The sequence below is a fragment of the Candidatus Tectomicrobia bacterium genome, assembly GCA_016192135.1.
Lineage (GTDB): Bacteria > UBA8248 > UBA8248 > UBA8248 > UBA8248 > 2-12-FULL-69-37.
Genome location: JACPUR010000013.1, coordinates 69629 through 86344, shown reverse-complemented (window position 1 = coordinate 86344; position 16716 = coordinate 69629). Strand labels below are relative to the sequence as shown.

The following is a 16716-nucleotide window of genomic DNA, read 5'->3' as shown; positions in this document are numbered from 1 at the left end:
GCCGCCTCACGCATTCGCTATCCCCGCTTCCCGCGTCACAGCGCCCGGATGACGGCCTTCAGCGGAAGGTGATCCGAGGCCATCCGCGCGAGCCGTGAGCGGTGCACACTGATGTCCAGGAGCGCCCGCGGCGGGCTCACCCAGATTCGGTCCAGGCCCAGGATGGGGAGCCAGGCGGGATAGGTCCTCTGCAGCGGCGTGCGCCCGAAGTGGAAGTTCAGGCGGTGCGACATCGGGCCGAACGGGAGCCAGTTATTGATGTCGCCCAGCAGGACGCACATCCCGCAGCAGGCCGTCCCAAGGTACTCCAGCAGGCGCGCGGTCTGCTGCCGGCGCTCCGTGCCGAAAAGGCCGAAGTGGGTGACCACCACCCGGACCCGCCGGCCGTGAATTTCCACATCGACATCGAGGGCCCCGCGGTTCTCCCTTCCCCGGACGCTCAGATCCAGGCGCCGGACGTCCAGGACGGGATGGGCGGACAGCAGCACGTTCCCGTAGTGCCGGTCCTGGGTCTGGATGGTGGGTCCGGGGATGGCCACGAGGCCGGTCGCGTCCGACAGATAATCCATCTGATACGAGAGGCCCCCGTCCGTTCGATGCGAGTCCACCTCCTGCAGGCCGACGATGTCGCAATCCATCTCGCCAATCACCTGGGATATCCGCCCCGGGTCCATTCCGCCGTCGCTTCCGATGCACCGGTGGATGTTGTAGGAGGAGATGGAGAAGCAGCCGTGCTCCCTCCTCACGCGCCTCTCCCATCGCCGGCCCCGGAGGATTCAAGCTGCGGCCTGAGCCTCCGGTGCAGCCAAACGCTCCCGGCCGCCGTGGCCGCCACGATGAAGACGAGCATGAGGAGGCTTCCCGGGCCGGGGTTGTTCCAGGCGGATTTCAGCTGGTTCGAAAAGAGGGTGGCGGCGAGGATGCCCGGGGACATGCCGACCAGCGATGCGAGCAGGAACGATCCGAACGGCACGCGGGAGGCCCCCGCGACCATGTTGACCACCGAATAGGGCGCCAGGGGAATCAGGCGGACGATGCTCATCGTGGTGAAGCTTTGATTGGCGAGCACCCGGCTCAGGCGGTTCAATTTCGTACGCCCCATCTTCCGCACCGCGTCCCGGCCCAGAAAGCGGCCGGCGGCATAGGTCGCCGAGGCGCTCGCCAGGATGCCCATGAATGAATAGAGGAGGCTGGAGAGCGGATCGAAAATAAGGGGAAGCATGGCGACGATGATGGTCACCGGGAACATGACCAGGCTCCCGAGGACGAACAGGGCCGGAATCAGGAGGAGTTCGGGCAGGCCGGCCCTGAAATAGGCCGTCCAGCCGGCGAGGGCCTCGACGGTCAGCCACTCGCTCATCGGGGTGACCCGCCAGGCCACGGCCAGGGCAAGCATGACAGCCACGGCGGCGCCGAACCCGATCAGGGGATAAGCCGCCTTGCCTTCCTCATCTTTCGGCAGAAACCATTCGAGCAGCTCATCCGTCGATACCGGCCGCTCCGGATCCACCGACGAGGGCAGCGCGGTGTCCAGCCATTCGTCGGCCTTCACCTCGAGGGGAACGAGGCGCCGGTTCTCCCCGCCCAAGGCGGCCGCGGTGAAAGCCAAGGAGCCGCTCGATCGGTAGGTTTCCTCCACCTTCTCCGGAGGGACCCCCAGGTGCTCTCCGAGAAGCCGGTTGCGGATGCCGGCGATGGCCTTCCGGGTCCGCTCGTCCTCGGCGACGATGCAGAGGTCGCATTCCGAATCCAAGCCCATGGAGCGGTTGTTCAGGTTGGATGAGCCCACTCGCACCAGGAAGTCGTCCACCACCATCAGCTTGGAGTGAATCGTCAGGTCTACGGCCGGGTCCGGGAGGGCGGAATAACACACGTGGAAGCGGCCGAACCGGTCCGCCTCCCTGAGGCGCCGGATGAGCCTGGCCCGGAGGGTCCCCATCGTCGTCCCCTCGAGCCAGCCCGTGATTTCCTTGGATTGCAGCAGGAGGATCTCGGGCCCGTCCGGCTCGCGGAGCCTTTTCTCCAGCGCCTCTCCGACGGCGAATGAGTTGAAATACTGGTTTTCGACGTATATCGCCCGGCGCGCCGCCCGGATGGAATCGAGATACAGCGCCTCCACCTCGCGCACCTTCGGCCAGCACTTGAATTCAGGATAGGTGCGGGCGATGGCGACGGGGACATTCTCCATGCCGGGAGGAAAGGCCGAGGGCCAAATGTCTCTCCTGGAGCTTGCGGCGGGGACCGGCTCCGCGATGGTGGCGCCGGTCGCCCGCATCCAGCGCTCCCGCACGAGCGCTCCAAGCGCGGCGGCGGGCGGGCCTTCCACCATGATTTGGACGTCGTGCTTGGGCGGGTAAGGAACGCCGCCCGGGGTTACCCGCCGCGGATCGTTGGGGAGATGCTCCGGCGTATCCCATCGGTCCTGCGCGAGGTCGATACCCCCGACGAAGGCGACGGCGTCGTCGATCACAACGATTTTCTGGTGATGGCAGGCGCCAAGGCAGTGGGTGCCGTCCAGCTGGAAGTGAATGCGGCGGTGGGTGCTCCAATCCAGCCGGAAAACGGGAAAGAACTCCCGGTCGAGCGCGTACAGCATGGCGAAATCCCACGTCAGTATGTGCGCGTGGAGATCGGGATTCCTGGCCACGACGGCGTCGAGGAAGGGCCCCACTCGGCTGGGAAAGCCGCCGTTGTCCTCGCCGTTCCGGAGGAGTTCCACTTGGCTGTTGATGTCCCATCCGCAGATGAGGATGGACCGGCTCGCCCGCCTCACGGCCGATGCGAAGGCGGAGAAATAGGCCGCGGCGTCGACGAGGAAGGCGACGCGCGAGGCTTCTTCCACGCGCCAGCAGTTTCTTCCGGCCTGGAAGAATCCCGTGGCACTCGAGCGGCTATGCATGTCCGGCCGGAAGGGGCCGGACGGATTGTTTGGCCATCACGGCGAGACTCTGGAAGGAGGCGGTCAGGAACGAAAAGAAAAGAAGCGTGGCGGCAGCCGCCCCGGACGGCTCAGAAGGAACCGCGCGGCCGGCGTCCCGCAATGAATCTATAGAGGTTGCGGCTCTTTTTCAAGCGTTTGGGCACGGACCGATCCCCCTTTTCGCCGCGCCGATGGGGCCGCGGCCGGGTTCACACCCGCTCCTTCAATTCCCCGGTCAATATCTCCACGCTGGGATTGGCGTTGTCTTCCGCGACCGCCTGGACGAGTTGGCCCATGAGGCCGGGGACCGCCGCGGCCACCCGGTTCCAATTGGGCGCCTGTGGGGACTCCAGAGGTTCCTGCAGGAAAACCTCGCAGGCGATCTTGATTCCCTCCGCGAAGGTTTCGATCGCCGTCTCTTCGGCATGGCGGTCGAACTGGAAGCCGTTGTAGCTCGCCACCGCGTGGTAGTGGACGATGGCGTCCTGCGCGTTCCGGAGATAGGCGGCCGTCAGGGAGCGGATGAAGCCGGCCGAGAAGGAGACGCCCTCCGACGCCAGGGTGTAGAGGATGGAACGGGTGATGTCGATGCTCATGCGGAAGAGACCGCCCCCCGGATCGTCCGCGGAGAGGTCCTGATGCTTGTGGTCATAGACGTCGCATACTTCCACCTGGCAGACGCGCTTGGTCGAGGAGTTGCGGAAGACTTCCGCCAAGGTGCCCACTTCAAGGCCCCAATCCATGGGGATGCGATTGATGCGGGCCAGTTCGCGCCGGATGGCCATCTCCCCGGCCAGCGCATAACGGAAGCTGTCCAGGTAGTCGAGGAAGGGATGCTTCCCTCCCTGGCCCGCGTGGTGGCGGAGGGCCCGGCTCAGCGGGTTGACGAGCAGCCGGGAAGCCCGCCCGTTCAGGCGGTTCGAGGCCCGCGCGTAGAAGCCCTTGGTGAACTCGTAATCGAAGCTCGGGTTGGCGATCGGATAGCACAGCCGGGCGATGAACCCGCTGTCGTAGGTCAGGATGTCGCAATCGTGAAGGACGATGGTGTCGGCCCGGCGTTTGCCCAGGATGTAGCCGATGCCGATCCAGACCGCCTGTCCCTTTCCCGGTATGTTCACCTGGATCTCGTTCTCGTCGAGAAGCTTGAAGATCGCCTTCATCCGAGGACTGTCCAGCCAGAGGATCGTGCAATTGCGGAGCGGGGAGAAGAAATCGATGGCATGGAGGAACTCGGAGGTGTGCGCACGGCCCAGCACCACCACGATCTCGTCGAGGTAATCCACCTTCGAGAGGACGTCCACGATATTCCGGAGGGCGGGACCTTCCAGTTCGCTGTAGAGGCAGGGGAGCAGCAAGGAGATGGGACTGACCTCATTGAAGCGGCGCAACTGCGCCTCCAGCCTTTCCACATTATCGGTGCGGATTTTATTCAGGGTGGTGATGACGCCGTTCTGGAAGAAATCTGCCATGGGAGTTCTCTCATCGTTGGGCAGCGGAGATAAAGGACCGGCTTTGATATGCAGCAGGCAGTCGCGCCGGATCATGTATTTAAAAGGCGGTGGGCCAGGAGCGCCCCGGAAAGGCCATGCCCCGGAAAGGCCATGCCCCGGGGCTAAAGACGGGGCGAATTCTAGGATATCCAAACAAATAGCGCAAGAAGGTGTCTTTACAGGGGCGGGAAACTTTTTTTACACTCATGGAAGCGAAAGCTGGACGCCCATTCGTGGAAAATCCGGCCTCCGCCTTGTTTTTTATCGCTGGAGTTCATGCGACTTGCGGAAAATCCTGGTTTTTTCAGACCTCGACGGCTCACTCCTCGACCATGACACCTACGGAATGGATGAGGCGCGCAAGACCGCCCAGGACCTGCGGAAGAGCGGCGCCGCCCTCATCCTCACCTCTTCGAAGACCGGCGCCGAGATCGAAGGTTACGTAACAAACCTCGGCCTGGCCGATCCGTTCATCGCCGAGGGGGGAGGCGTCCTCTTCTGCCCGGCCGGCCTTTTCCCGGATGCGCCGGACGGCTCCCGGGAGGAGGGGGGCTACAGCGTACAAACCCTCGGGCCGCCTGTGGAGGCGCTCCGGGAGGCGTTCCTTGAGATGCGGCGGGCGCTGGCCCTTCCTCTGCGCGCATATTTCGAGATGGACGACGCCGAGCTCCAGAGGCTGACCTCGCTGCCGGCCGGCTGGATTCCCAGGATGCGGGATCGCCGGGCCAGCGTTCCGTTCATCCGGACCGGCGGGACGGCGGCGGAGGACTTGGCCCCCGTCCGGGAGTGGGCGGGCTCCAAGGGGCTCCGCTACGCCCGGGGGGGGCGGTTTCACCACCTGACGGGATCCTTCGATAAAGGAACGGCGGCGGCCCGCCTCGCGGACATGTACCGGCGGAAGACCGGCGGCGTCCTCACGATAGGGATCGGGGACGGCCCGAACGATTTACCGCTCCTGCGCTGGGCGGACCGCGCCGTCGCCATTCCCGCGAAAGAGGGGCTCAGGCCCGAGCTCGCCGCGGTGCCCGGCGTCCGGGTGGCTCCCGCGCCCGGCCCCGCCGGCTGGAAGGCCGGCGTGGAGGATTTGTTCCGCGAATTGAACCTGGAGCCTTTATTGTCCGGAAGTTAATCGCAGCGAGAGGGGCGAATGGGCAAATTCGGCAAGATACATTCCGCGATGAGGCCTCCGGTCGCGCGCAGGATGGAACAGATAGGCAAGGCGGATGTCGTGATCGGCATCCCCTGCTTCAACAACGTGGACACGATCGCCCACGTCGTTTCCACCGCCAGCAAGGGCCTCAAGGAATACGACAAGAGCCTCCGGGCCGTGATCATCGTCTCGGACGGCGGCTCCACCGACGACACCCGGGAGGTCGCCCGTGAGGTCGAGCTCGCTCCCTGGCAAGAGCTGATCGTCACCATCTACCGCGGGCCCGGCGGCAAGGGCTCCGCCTTCCGGCTCATTTTCGAGGCGGTCCAGAGGCTCGGCGCCCAGGGTTGCGTGGTGTTCGACTCGGACCTGAGGAGCATCACCCCGGACTGGATCCGCTATCTGCTCGATCCCATGCTCGTCAAGGGCTACGACTTCGTCGCGCCGAACTACGCCCGCAGCAAGTATGACGGGACCATCACGAACAACATCGTCTACAGCCTCACCCGCGCGTTGTACGGCAAGCGCATCCGCCAGCCGATCGGGGGCGACTTCGGCTTCCGCGACACCCTGGCCCGCTATTATTCCGAGCAGGACGTGTGGGACACCGACGTCGCCCGCTACGGAATCGACATCTGGATGACCACGATGGCCATCACCCAAGGCTTCAAGATCTGCCAAGCCAATCTGGGCCTCAAGGTGCATGACGCCAAGGATCCGGCGACGGACCTGGGCTTCATGTTCCGGCAGGTCGTGATCACGCTCTTCCGCATAATGGGCGTGAGCGAGCACATCTGGAAAAAAATCCGGGGGAGCCAGCCCGTGGATTCCTTCGGGCAGGTGGACCTGTGGGCGCAGGAGCCCGAGGCGGTCCAGGCCAGCCTGAGCAAGCTCATCTCCGCCTACCAGACGGGTTTCCATCTCTTCAAGAGCACGTGGCGGGACTTGATCGATCCGGAGAGCTTCAAGCTGCTTCACCATCTGGCGCGCGTCCGCAACGTCCGGAATTTCGTCTTGCCGGATGAGGTCTGGGTGCGAATCCTCTACGACTTCGCCGCCGTCTTCCACCACCTGCCCGATCACCACTTCAAGCTCGTGGACTTGATGAGCCCGCTCTACTACGCCCGCGTGGGTTCCTTCGTCGCGCACACCCAGAAAATGAGCAGCCGGGAGGCCGAGACCCTGGTGGAGGAGCAGGCCGAGGTCTTCGAGACACACAAGGACTATCTCATCGACCGCTGGGAGAGCGGCGAGAAGTGGGGCCGGCAGGTAGAGGCTTCGTTCACATGAAACGGCGGCCGCGCCGGCACAATGCAGGCCCACCCAGGCTACCGGCCCGGTCCGGGCTGCAGGAACCACAGGCCGTATGAGACGAGGATGATGAGCAGGAAGTAAAAGGCCAGGGACCCGTACATGGCCCGTTCCTCCCAGAAGCCCTTCCGCATCTCCGCCCAGCTCATCGTCAGCTGGTCCGCCTGGGCGGGCGGGAGCCCCGGCCCTCTGAAGGCCGGCAGGGAGGCGACGGCCACCGTGACGGCGCAGCCGATGGCGTTCCACCATAGCCAGGAGACGGAATCGTCGTACCCGGCCCACAGGACGATGTTCAGCCCCACCCCGCACGCAAGCCCCCAGACCACACCGTTCCCCGTCGCCCGCCGGCTGAGAATCGCGACCAAGAAGGCGGCGAGCGTCGGCCCGTAGAAGGCGGAGCCGATCTTGTTGATCCCCTCGATGACCGTCGGGGCCAGGTTCCCCACCCAAAAGGCGAGCCCCGTGCACAGGACGCCCCAGATGGCCGTGGCGGCGCGCGACCAGAAGAGGCACTGGCGTTCCGTGGCGCTGGGGTTGACGTAGCGGACGTAGACGTCCTGGACGCTGGCGGCCGAGAGGGAGTTGAAGGCGGAATCGATGCTGGACATGACCGCGGCGAACATCCCCGCCAGGATGAGCCCCGTCAGGCCCGGCGGGACGTAGTGCTTGATGAAGAGGGGGATCATGTAGTCGAGGTGGTCCTCCGGGATGGAGGCCGTGAAGGTGGGCTCCTTCACCACGAAGCCGGCCATGACCAGGCCCACCAGGCAGTAGGAGAGCACCAGCGGGAAGCGCCACAGCCCGTTCAGCCACAGGGCGCGGCGCGCCTTCCGCTCCGATTCCGCGCATAGCACCCTTTGAATCTGGCTCTGGTCGCATCCGTAGTAGGAGGCGTAGAGGAAAAAACCTCCCAGCACCATCGGCCAGAAGCCGAACGTCCTGCCGTCGCCGATTCCATGCGAGGCGAAGTCCACCGCGCGGAACCGCTCGGCCGGGATGTGGGCGATCACCTCCGTCCAGCCCCCGCCCGCCGCGACGGCAAACCACAGGACGACGAACGTCCCCGCCCAAAGGAGGACGAGCTGGATCACGTCGCTCCAGATGTCGGCCGAGATGCCGCCGATGGTCGTGTAGACGATCGAGATGGACCCCATCAGCAGGATGGAGGCCCACAGCGGGGTGTCCAGGATGATGGACAGCAGGATCGCCGCGGCATAGATGGCGACCCCCGTGGCCAGGGCGCGGCTGAGCTGGAACACCAGGCTGAACACGGCCCGCGTGCGGGCGTCGAAGCGGCGCTCCAGGTACTCGTACACGGTGATGATCTTGGCCCTGTAGAAGTAGGGGGCGAGGACCGCCATCACGAGGATCATGGCGAGCGGGAGGGCGAACTCGTACTGAATCCAAATGAGGCCTCCGCCCGGGCGCACGGCCACGAAGGCGGGGGCGCTGATCATGCTGATGACGCTGGCCTGGGTGGCCATGATGGAGGCGGCGATGGCCCAGTCCGGGATGCGCTGGCCCCCGAGGAAGTAATCCTTCCGGCCGGCGTACCGGCGGCCGAGGAAGACCGACAGCGCGATCATCCCGGCGAAATAGAGGAACAAGATTCCATAGTCGAGAGCCGTAATCATGAACGCCGCCTTTGAGTATCGAGCGCGCCGCGAGAGCGGCGCGAGTGGTGCGCTGGGACAGATATTAACGCTTCATTGACGCAACATTTACATAAGATTCGTCGCAAAAAGCGAAAGCGGTAAAAATCCTTTGCATTTACCATGGATCTCCCCGTCTTTTCCGTCAGGTACTCTCCTGAGTGTGCTAGGCTTTGTTCGAATTCTTATCCGCATCCGGTCAGTGAACTCAAACTCGGGAGAAGGCCATGAGCATATTCAGCCGCGAGAAAGAACTGGAGCAGCATTCCTCGCCCGCCGCGGCGGCGCCGGTTGTGGAAAGGGGCCGGGCGGAGAAGCAGGCGCCGCAGGCCAAGATCGGCAAGACCATCGTCATCCGCGGCGAGCTCAGCGGAGGCGAGGACCTGATCATCGAAGGGCGGGTGGAGGGACACGTCGACCTCAAGGACCATCACCTGGTGATCGGCGAAGGCGGCAATCTCACGGCCGACGTCGAGGCCAAGAAGATCACCGTCATCGGGCGCCTGGAGGGGAACCTCAACGCCAAGGAGCGGGTGGAGATCATGGAGTCCGGCTCCGTGGTCGGGGACATCCGCGCGCCCCGGCTGGCCATTGCCGACGGCGGCAAGTTCAAGGGCTCGGTGGACATGACGGGCGAGCGCGCGGCGCCGGCCGGGAAGGAGAAGAAGGATCGCGAGCCGGTCCAGCTTCAGCCGAAGGGGGAGAACGGCGCCCACCGTCCCTTGGAAGGGGCCGTGAAGAACTGACCGGGGGCGTGAGGTGGAGCGGTTCCGGAATCTTTATAGCCACAAGAACAGCATCCCGAATGAGCTTTTCCTGCTGAAGAAGGCCTTCAGGCCGGAGGCCCCGGCGGATCCCGGACCGGGCGCCGCCGCGGACGGGCCGGGCGCCTGGGCGATAAAGTCCCTGAAGGTCTTCGTGGATGTCCTGGCGCGCTTTCCCCGCCCGGCGGTCCTGGACCTGGGGCGCGTCAACGGCGGCAACATCTTCTTTCTCGGAAGCCAGGGCTGCCGGGTCTTGGTAAACGATTTCCTGGGGGAGCGGGAGCTCCCCGCGCCTCCCGGCGCGGGCTCGCCCGATGCCGATGCCCTCGCCGCCGAGGGCTGGCGGAAGGTCCTGGCCGGGCTGGAATACCCGCCGCGGTCGGTCCATGGCGTCATCTGCTGGGACAGCCTCGACCATATGCCCCCGGCCTGGGCTGGGGAACTCGTGAAGCTCCTCCACCGCATGCTGGAGCCGGGCGGGATGATCCTGTCCCTATTCGGGGGCCTCCGGCCCGGCGGGGCGGGTTCCTGCAAGGGTTTCCGGATTCTCGATCAGGATCGCATCGAACCTCTGCCGGGAGGCGCGGGGCGTCCGGAGCGGCACCCCTACAAGAACGCCGAGATCATGGAGGTATTCTCCGGCTTTCGCGTCCTGGACTTCTGCCTCTTGAAGGGAGGCTACCGGGAGATTCTGGTCCAGAAGGGAGTGAGTGTATAGGCGATGGCCTCGGGTCCCCGGGAGGGAAGAGCGCTGCGCTGGCGGATCTGGCTCCTCCTGCTGGGAATGGCGGCGAGCGGATGCGCGTCCCGGCCGGAGCCTTACTCCCGCTCTTCTCCGGAGCATGAGCTTTCCGGCCTCGCCTCCTGGTACGGCCGTCCCCATCACGGCCAGAGGACGGCCAACGGCGAGCGGTTCGACATGCACATGATGACCGCGGCCCATCGCACCCTCCCCTTCCATACCATCGTGCGGGTCGAGCGGCTGGACGACGGGCGCGCGGTCAGCGTCCGCATCAACGACAGGGGGCCGTTCATCGAGGGGCGCGTGATCGATCTGTCGCGGGCGTCCGCCGAGAAACTGGGCATGGTCGAGGCGGGAGTGGCTCCCGTGCGATTAACCCCGCTTCGGGTTCCTCCGGCCGGGGCGCAGCGGTGGGTGGTCATGCTCGGCAAATTCGGCCGGGAGGAAGACGCGCGCAGGTTCTCGATGAATTTCCGGGCGCGGTGGAAGGATATCCGCGTGGTGGCCTCCGCCGATGGCCCTGGCCGGTCTTTCCACGTGCAGCTTCAGGGCTTCCGGGAGGCGAGCGAGGCCCGGGCAATGCTCGACCGGCTGCGCCGGGAGGGATACACCGCTTTCCTCGCGACGGTCCCCTGAAAGCCCCGCTTCGCATCGAGCCTTCCCCGGCGGCTCCCGGATGCCGGATGGGGAAGCCCCCTGCTCGTTGACCACCATCCGTCTTCATGATTGTCTTTCGGCGAAGGGGGGATGCGGCGGGAGCCCGCGGAAGCCCCCCGCTCACTCGCCATCATCGAATCGACAGACGCCAGGGGCCTGAATCTCCGGGGAGGGCATATGGACACCTTCAAGAGCGAAGTGCGCGACGGGATGCGGATCGACTGGGACGTTCCCATCCGGATGGACGACGGCCTCATCCTGCGCTGCGACGTCTACCGGCCCGACGGAAAAGGGAAATTCCCCGTCATCCTTTCCTACGGCCCCTACGCCAAGTGGCTCCACTTCCAGGACGGCTATCCCGCCCAGTGGAAAGTCCTGAACGAGAAGCACCCGCTCTCCCTCTCGGGCTCGTCGAACAAGTACCAGAACTGGGAGCTGGTGGACCCGGAGAAATGGGTGCCCGACGGCTACGCCTGCGTGCGGGTGGACTCGCGCGGGGCGGGGCGCTCCCCGGGCTTCATGGAGATATGGTCGCCCCGTGAGACGAAGGACTTCTACGACTGCATCGAATGGGCGGGGAAGCAGCCCTGGAGCACCGGGAAGGTGGGGTTGAACGGAATCTCGTACTACGGGATGAACCAGTGGCAGGTGGCCGCGCTCCAGCCCCCCCACCTGGCTGCGATGTGCGTGTGGGAGGGGGCGGCCGACCTCTACCGCGACTTCGCCTACCACGGCGGCATCTATTCCCAGTTCGGCGACACCTGGTACCGCGACACCGTGCTCTCGCGCCAGCACGGCCGGGGGGCGCGGGGGGACCGCAGCCGCATGAACGGGGAATGGGCCGAGGGGCCCGAAACCCTCACCGAGGAGGAGCTCGGCGCCAACCGGTGCGACTTCGGCAGGGACCTCCTCGGCCATCCCCTGCTCGACGACTACTGGAAGGCCCGGATCCCCGACTACTCGAAGATCAGCGTGCCGCTCCTCTCGGCGGGCAACTGGGGAGGGGTGGGCCTCCATCCCAGGGGCAACACCGAGGGCTTCCTCGCCGCGGGCACGAAGCAGAAATGGCTCGAGATGCACGGCCTCGATCACTTCACCCACTTCTACACGGACTACGGCGTGGAGCTTCAGAAGAAATTCTTCGGCCACTTCCTCAAGGGCGAGAGGAACGGCTGGGAGAAGCAGCCCCGGGTGCAGCTCCAGGTGCGCCACCCCGGCGAGAAGTTCGTCCAGAGGGCCGAGGGCGAGTGGCCCCTCGCCCGGACGAAGTGGACGAAGTACCACCTCCACCCGGACGGTTTCGGCCTCTCGGCCGCCAAGCCCTCCGGCAACGCCAAGGCGGCTTACGAGGCCCTGGGGGACGGCCTCACCTTCCTGACCGAGCCGTTCGGGAAGGAGACGGAGATCACCGGCCCCGCGGCGGCCAAGCTGTTCGTCTCCTCCGAAACCGAGGACGCCGACATCTTCCTCGTCCTGCGCCTGTTCACCCCGGACTTGCGGGAGATCACCTTCCAGGGTTCGAACGACCCCCATACCGCCGTGGGCCACGGCTGGCTGCGGGCCTCGCGCCGCAAGCTCGACAAGAAGCGCAGCCTCCCCTACCGGCCCTGCCACGCCCACGACGAGGTCCAGCCCCTAAAGCCGGGCCAGGTGTACGAGCTGGACGTGGAGATCTGGCCGACGAGCATCGTCGTGCCCCAGGGCTGCCGGATCGGGCTGGGCGTGCGGGGCCGGGACTACGTGTGGCCCGGCTTCGAGCATCCGCCGATGCCGGTCCGGGGGCGGGTTTATTCCGGGGTGGGGCCCTTCCGCCACGACCACCCGAGGGACCGCCCGGCGGAGGTGTTCGGAAAGAAGGTCACCTTGCACGCCGGGCCCGACCGGCCCTCCTACCTCCTGCTGCCCGTCATCCCCGCGAAGTAGGGAGGGGAGGGGCCCGGGCACAACGAAACAAAGAGAGGGCCGCCCCGGGAGGGGCGGCCCTCTCTCTTATGCGCCCCGCGCGTCCAGCGCCTGGAAGGCCCGCCTCGCCGCCCGCAGCCCCTGGTTGGTCTTGGAGAGCCCGATGTAGGGAGAGCACTGGGCGATGGACTCGACGATCTCCTCACGGGTGAGCCCCGCCTTCAGGGCGCTGCGCACGTGCCACTCCAGCTCGTTGTCGCACTGGTTCGCGGTGGAGGCCGCGATGACGAGGAGCTCCCGCGCCTTCATGCCGAGCAGGGGCGTGTTCCAGACCATCCCGAAGCAGGATTCGAGGATGGAATGGTTGTGGGCGCGGGAGATGCGGTAGAGGCCGTCGTCGGCCTGCCCGCCCGTCCCGTAGATCCCGATCTTCTGGCGCACCGCGAGCGCCCTCTGGATGCGCTCCTTGATGCCGGGGTGCAGGTCCACCTGGGAGAGCATCCGGTCGCCCGCCGCCTCGGCCTCCGCGTCCTCGGGCCCGGGCGCCGCCTCGATGGCGCAGCCCGCCTTCTCGAAGGCCCGCAGCGCCGCCTTGAAGGCCAGGTTCGCCCTCGGGATCCCGATGTAGGGGGAGAGCTGGGTGAGCATCTCGACGATCTCCTCGCGCGTCCAGCCCAGGTTGAGGGCCGCGCGGACGTGCCACTCCACCTCGTCCTCCGCCTGGAGGGCCGCCAGCGCGCTCAGGACGACTACCACACGCTCCTTCAGGCCCAGGAGGGGCCCGCCCCAGACGATGCCGTGGCAGTACTCGAACATGGCCTGGGCGTGCACGGGCGCGAACCGCCAGAATCCCGGCGGGTCCTGGCCGTCCCGGCCGAAGATCCCCAGCGCCTTTCGTACTTCCGTGGCCCGCCGGATGCGCGCCTCCGCGTCCGGGTCGTGATCGATATGGGCCACGATGCGGTCCCGGGCTTCGTCCATCCTCTTCTCCCTCGGCCTTTGCCGCGCCAAACGGTTCACCGCAATCTTCCTATTCCGCCGGAAAATTACCGCATTTTCCCGCCGCTGGGCACCCGCGTCCCCGGCGGACGCGGATTGGAGGGCTTCCCCGGTTCTGGCAGAATCCCGGCATCGTGCCATGACGGGGAGGGCGGCCGTTCCGGCCGCGAGAGGGGGAGGTTCAGCGCATGGGTGGACTGACGCGGGAGAAGGCGCTCTGGATCTACGAGACGATGCTCCGCATCCGCCGGTTCGAGGAGCGCGCCATCGAGGTCTTCCAGGCGGGCGAGCTGCCCGGCTTCATCCATCCCTACATCGGGGAAGAGGCCGTCGCGGCGGGGGTCTGCGCCCACCTGGGCGAGCGGGACCTGATCACCTCCACCCACCGGGGCCACGGCCACATGATCGCCAAGGGGCTCGGTTTCAAGGGCATGATGGCCGAGCTCTACGCGCGCTCGACCGGCTGCTGCAAGGGGAAGGGCGGCTCCCTGCACATCGCCGACCAGGACCTGGGTGCCCTCGGGGCGAGCGGCATCGTGGGGGGCGGCATCCCCATCGCGGCGGGCGCGGCCCTGGGCCTCAAGCTGAAGAAGAGGAAGGAAGTCGCCGTCAGCTTCTTCGGGGACGGCGCCACGAACATTGGGGCCTTCCACGAGGGCATCAACCTGGCCGCCACTTGGCGCCTCCCGGCCGTCTTCGTCTGCGAGAACAACGGCTACGCCCAGAGCACCCCCCAGGCGGTCCACCAGAGCGTCCGGGACGTGGCCGAGCGGGCCAAGGCCTACGGGATCCCCGGCATCGTCGTGGACGGGATGGACGCCCTCGCGGTGCACGAGACGGCCGGCGAGGCCATCCGCCGCGCCCGCGCGGGGGAGGGCCCCAGCCTCATCGAGGCCAAGACCTTCCGCTTCTGGGGGCATTACCTGGGGGACCCGGGGACGGTGTACGGGCACGACCGGGAGCTCCCCAAGTGGAAGAAGCGCGATCCCATCCCCGCCTTCGCCGCCTTCCTCAAGAAACGGAAGTGGCTCGCCGGGAGGGAGGACGAGGCGCTCGATGCACGCGTCCGGAAGGAGCTGGACGAGGCGGTCGAGTTCGCCCGGAAGAGCCCGCCCCCCGAGCCCTCCGACCTGATGGCGGACGTCTACGAAAAAGTCCTCTGAGCCGGGAGAGAGATTCCCATGCGCGAGATCATGTTCCGCGAGGCCCTGGTCGAGGCCCTCGACGAGGAGATGGCGCGGGACGGGGACGTCTTCGTCCTCGGGGAGGACATCGCCCAGTTCGGCGGCTCCTTCAAGGCCACCCTCGGCCTGCTCGAGAAGCACGGCCCCGAGCGGATCCGCAACACCCCCATCGCCGAGGAGGCCATCGTGGGCGCGGCCCTGGGGGCGGCGCTGGTGGGCCTGCGGCCGGTGGCCGAGCTGCACTTCATCGACTTCGCCACCGTGGCCATGAACCAGATCGTGAACCAGGTGGCCAAGGTGCGCTACATGTTCGGGGGAAAGGCGCGGACGAGCCTCGTCATCCGGATGCACGGGGGAGGGGGCAGCAGCGCCGCCGCCCAGCACTCCCAGAGCCTGGAGGCCTGGTTCGTCCACGTCCCGGGCCTCAAGGTGGTGATGCCCTCGACCCCCAAGGACGCGAAGGGCCTGCTCAAGAGCGCGATCCGGGACAACGACCCGGTCATCTTCATCGAGCACCGGGGGCTCTACACGGTGAAGGGCCCGGTGCCGGAGGGGGAATACACCATCCCGCTCGGCGTGGCCGAGGTGAAGCGGGAGGGGCGGGACGCCACCATCGTGGCCACGTCCTCCATGGTGACGAAGTGCCTCCAGGCGGCGGAAGAGCTGGCGAAGGAGGGAATCGGCTGCGAGGTGGTGGACCCGCGCACCCTCTTCCCGCTCGACAAGGAGACGATCCTCGCCTCGATCCGGAAGACGGGCAGGCTCCTCATCGCGCACGAGGCCGTCCGGCGCTGCGGATGGGGGGCCGAGATGGCGGCCATCGCGGGCGAGGAGGCCTTCGACTACCTCGACGCGCCCATCGCGCGCGTCTGCGGCAAGGAGACGCCGGTCCCCTACTCGCCCAGGCTGGAAAAGCTCCACATCCCGCAGAAAGAGGATGTCGTCGAGGGCGTCCGGCGCTTGGTCGGGGCCGCGCGCTGAGTCACGGATCGATCCGCGCGGGTGCCGCCTCTCCCTTGAGCCACCGGACGATGGCGCCGATCACCTCGCGCTCTTTCCCCAGATAGCCGTGCGCGCTCCGGGCCTCGCAGGGCCCGGAGACGGGGGTGTCCCCGCCCGAGACGGTGACGAAGTGCTTGCGGGGGGCCTTGAGGCGGCCATAGGCCGCCTGGGCCGCCGAATAGGCGGTCGCCCTGCATTCGTCCTGCGCGTGGTGGACGACCAGGGTGGGCAGGGCGATCTCCTCCAGCGGGAAGTTCGAGATGGAGTTCATGCTCGAGCTGAGGACAAAACCCTTCACGGCCGGGTGCTTGATGCGGGTGGCGAGGTAGGCCACGGAAAGCGTCCCCCGGCTCGTGCCGACGAGGAAGATGTCCTTGACCCCCGCTTTTGCCAGATGGTTCGCGGCGGCCTCGGCGTCCGCCAGGTGTTCCGGGCTGGTCCGGAAGGCGTCGCTCATGCCCGAGGCGTGGTCCGAGGGGGCGTCCACGACCGCGGCCAGGAAGCCCTCTTTTGCGAAGCGGGGAGCGTTCCGCACCAGGAAGTTGCCCCCCAGCCAGAAACCGTCCCATCGCTCGCGGAACATCCCGGCGCCGTGCCCTCCCGGGAACAAGAGGACGGCCCCCCGCGCCTCCCCCCGGGGGCGGCCCACGAGGAGGTTGAGGGCGGCCCCCCGGGTCGGGATGGGCGACAGCGTCCACTCGATCCCGGCTCCTTCGAACTCCTGCGAGAACGGGATGTTCCAGGCCTGATCGGCGCCCCGGGCCGGAGAAGAAAAGGCGAGGACGAGGCCGACGGCGCCGAATCCGGACAGAAGCGGGCGGAGGGCGGGCATGGCGGCTCCTGGGGAGGTTTTCGGGAGATTCCACCTCATCATACCGCTCCCGAAACGCGCCGCGAAGAGGGGTTTTGGGCCGATTTTCAAGAGAAATCACGCGGGAATCCG

The 16716-nt window shown here is 66.7% G+C and carries 14 protein-coding genes; 8 read left to right on the top strand and 6 right to left on the bottom strand.

The genetic code is table 11. The features are described from left to right. Positions 1–35: 35 nt before the first annotated feature. From HYZ11_04570 to HYZ11_04560, 3 genes are all read right to left on the bottom strand, one after another. Entirely contained in the window at positions 36–746 is a 711-nt protein-coding gene (locus HYZ11_04570; GenBank protein ID MBI3126858.1) for an endonuclease/exonuclease/phosphatase family protein, read from the bottom strand. Further along, positions 743–2842, bottom strand: a complete 2100-nt coding sequence (locus tag HYZ11_04565; GenBank protein ID MBI3126857.1) for a VTT domain-containing protein — start codon at positions 2840–2842, stop codon at positions 743–745. Before HYZ11_04565 ends, HYZ11_04570 begins: the two co-directional genes overlap by 4 nt. Positions 2843–3129: 287 nt before the next feature. After that, complete coding sequence (locus tag HYZ11_04560) at positions 3130–4389, bottom strand: glycosyl transferase (GenBank protein MBI3126856.1); 1260 nt, start codon at positions 4387–4389, stop codon at positions 3130–3132. A 304-nt stretch (positions 4390–4693) separates the two neighbouring features. Here HYZ11_04560 and HYZ11_04555 point away from each other — a divergent pair, with 304 nt between their 5' ends. Together HYZ11_04555 and HYZ11_04550 are read left to right on the top strand one after the other, a co-directional pair. Continuing rightward, positions 4694–5539 (top strand): HAD hydrolase family protein, encoded by an 846-nt coding sequence (locus HYZ11_04555; GenBank protein ID MBI3126855.1) that lies wholly within the window; start codon positions 4694–4696, stop codon positions 5537–5539. Positions 5540–5557: 18 nt separating this feature from the next. After that, positions 5558–6850 (top strand): glycosyltransferase, encoded by a 1293-nt coding sequence (locus tag HYZ11_04550; protein MBI3126854.1) that lies wholly within the window; start codon positions 5558–5560, stop codon positions 6848–6850. A gap of 38 nt (positions 6851–6888) precedes the next feature. On the opposite strand, the gene HYZ11_04545 is transcribed toward HYZ11_04550, so the two are convergent. Continuing rightward, positions 6889–8505 carry a sodium:solute symporter gene (locus tag HYZ11_04545; protein ID MBI3126853.1) on the bottom strand — a complete coding sequence of 539 codons (1617 nt, stop codon included), beginning with the start codon at positions 8503–8505 and terminating at the stop codon, positions 6889–6891. Between the two features lie 245 nt (positions 8506–8750). Here HYZ11_04545 and HYZ11_04540 point away from each other — a divergent pair, with 245 nt between their 5' ends. The 4 genes from HYZ11_04540 to HYZ11_04525 all read left to right on the top strand — a co-directional run bounded on the left by HYZ11_04540 (position 8751) and on the right by HYZ11_04525 (position 12609). Further along, positions 8751–9269 carry a polymer-forming cytoskeletal protein gene (locus tag HYZ11_04540; protein ID MBI3126852.1) on the top strand — a complete coding sequence of 173 codons (519 nt, stop codon included), beginning with the start codon at positions 8751–8753 and terminating at the stop codon, positions 9267–9269. A 13-nt stretch (positions 9270–9282) separates the two neighbouring features. Continuing rightward, positions 9283–10005: a class I SAM-dependent methyltransferase gene (locus HYZ11_04535; protein ID MBI3126851.1), complete on the top strand. Its 723-nt coding sequence runs from the start codon at positions 9283–9285 to the stop codon at positions 10003–10005. 3 nt (positions 10006–10008) lie between these two features. Further along, entirely contained in the window at positions 10009–10665 is a 657-nt protein-coding gene (locus HYZ11_04530; GenBank protein ID MBI3126850.1) for a septal ring lytic transglycosylase RlpA family protein, read from the top strand. A 231-nt stretch (positions 10666–10896) separates the two neighbouring features. Further along, positions 10897–12609 carry a CocE/NonD family hydrolase gene (locus HYZ11_04525; GenBank protein MBI3126849.1) on the top strand — a complete coding sequence of 571 codons (1713 nt, stop codon included), beginning with the start codon at positions 10897–10899 and terminating at the stop codon, positions 12607–12609. Between the two features lie 66 nt (positions 12610–12675). Here the strand turns inward: HYZ11_04525 and HYZ11_04520 are convergent, their stop codons facing one another. Beyond that, on the bottom strand, positions 12676–13569 hold the full coding sequence (locus HYZ11_04520; GenBank protein MBI3126848.1) for a carboxymuconolactone decarboxylase family protein: 894 nt from the start codon (positions 13567–13569) through the stop codon (positions 12676–12678). 206 nt (positions 13570–13775) lie between these two features. Here HYZ11_04520 and HYZ11_04515 point away from each other — a divergent pair, with 206 nt between their 5' ends. Both HYZ11_04515 and HYZ11_04510 read left to right on the top strand, forming a co-directional pair. After that, on the top strand, positions 13776–14750 hold the full coding sequence (locus HYZ11_04515; protein MBI3126847.1) for a thiamine pyrophosphate-dependent dehydrogenase E1 component subunit alpha: 975 nt from the start codon (positions 13776–13778) through the stop codon (positions 14748–14750). Between the two features lie 18 nt (positions 14751–14768). Further along, positions 14769–15752, top strand: coding sequence for an alpha-ketoacid dehydrogenase subunit beta (locus HYZ11_04510; GenBank protein MBI3126846.1), 984 nt, complete (start codon positions 14769–14771; stop codon positions 15750–15752). Between the two features lies 1 nt (position 15753). On the opposite strand, the gene HYZ11_04505 is transcribed toward HYZ11_04510, so the two are convergent. Next, positions 15754–16605, bottom strand: coding sequence for an alpha/beta hydrolase (locus HYZ11_04505; GenBank protein MBI3126845.1), 852 nt, complete (start codon positions 16603–16605; stop codon positions 15754–15756). Between the last annotated feature and the right edge of the window lie 111 nt (positions 16606–16716).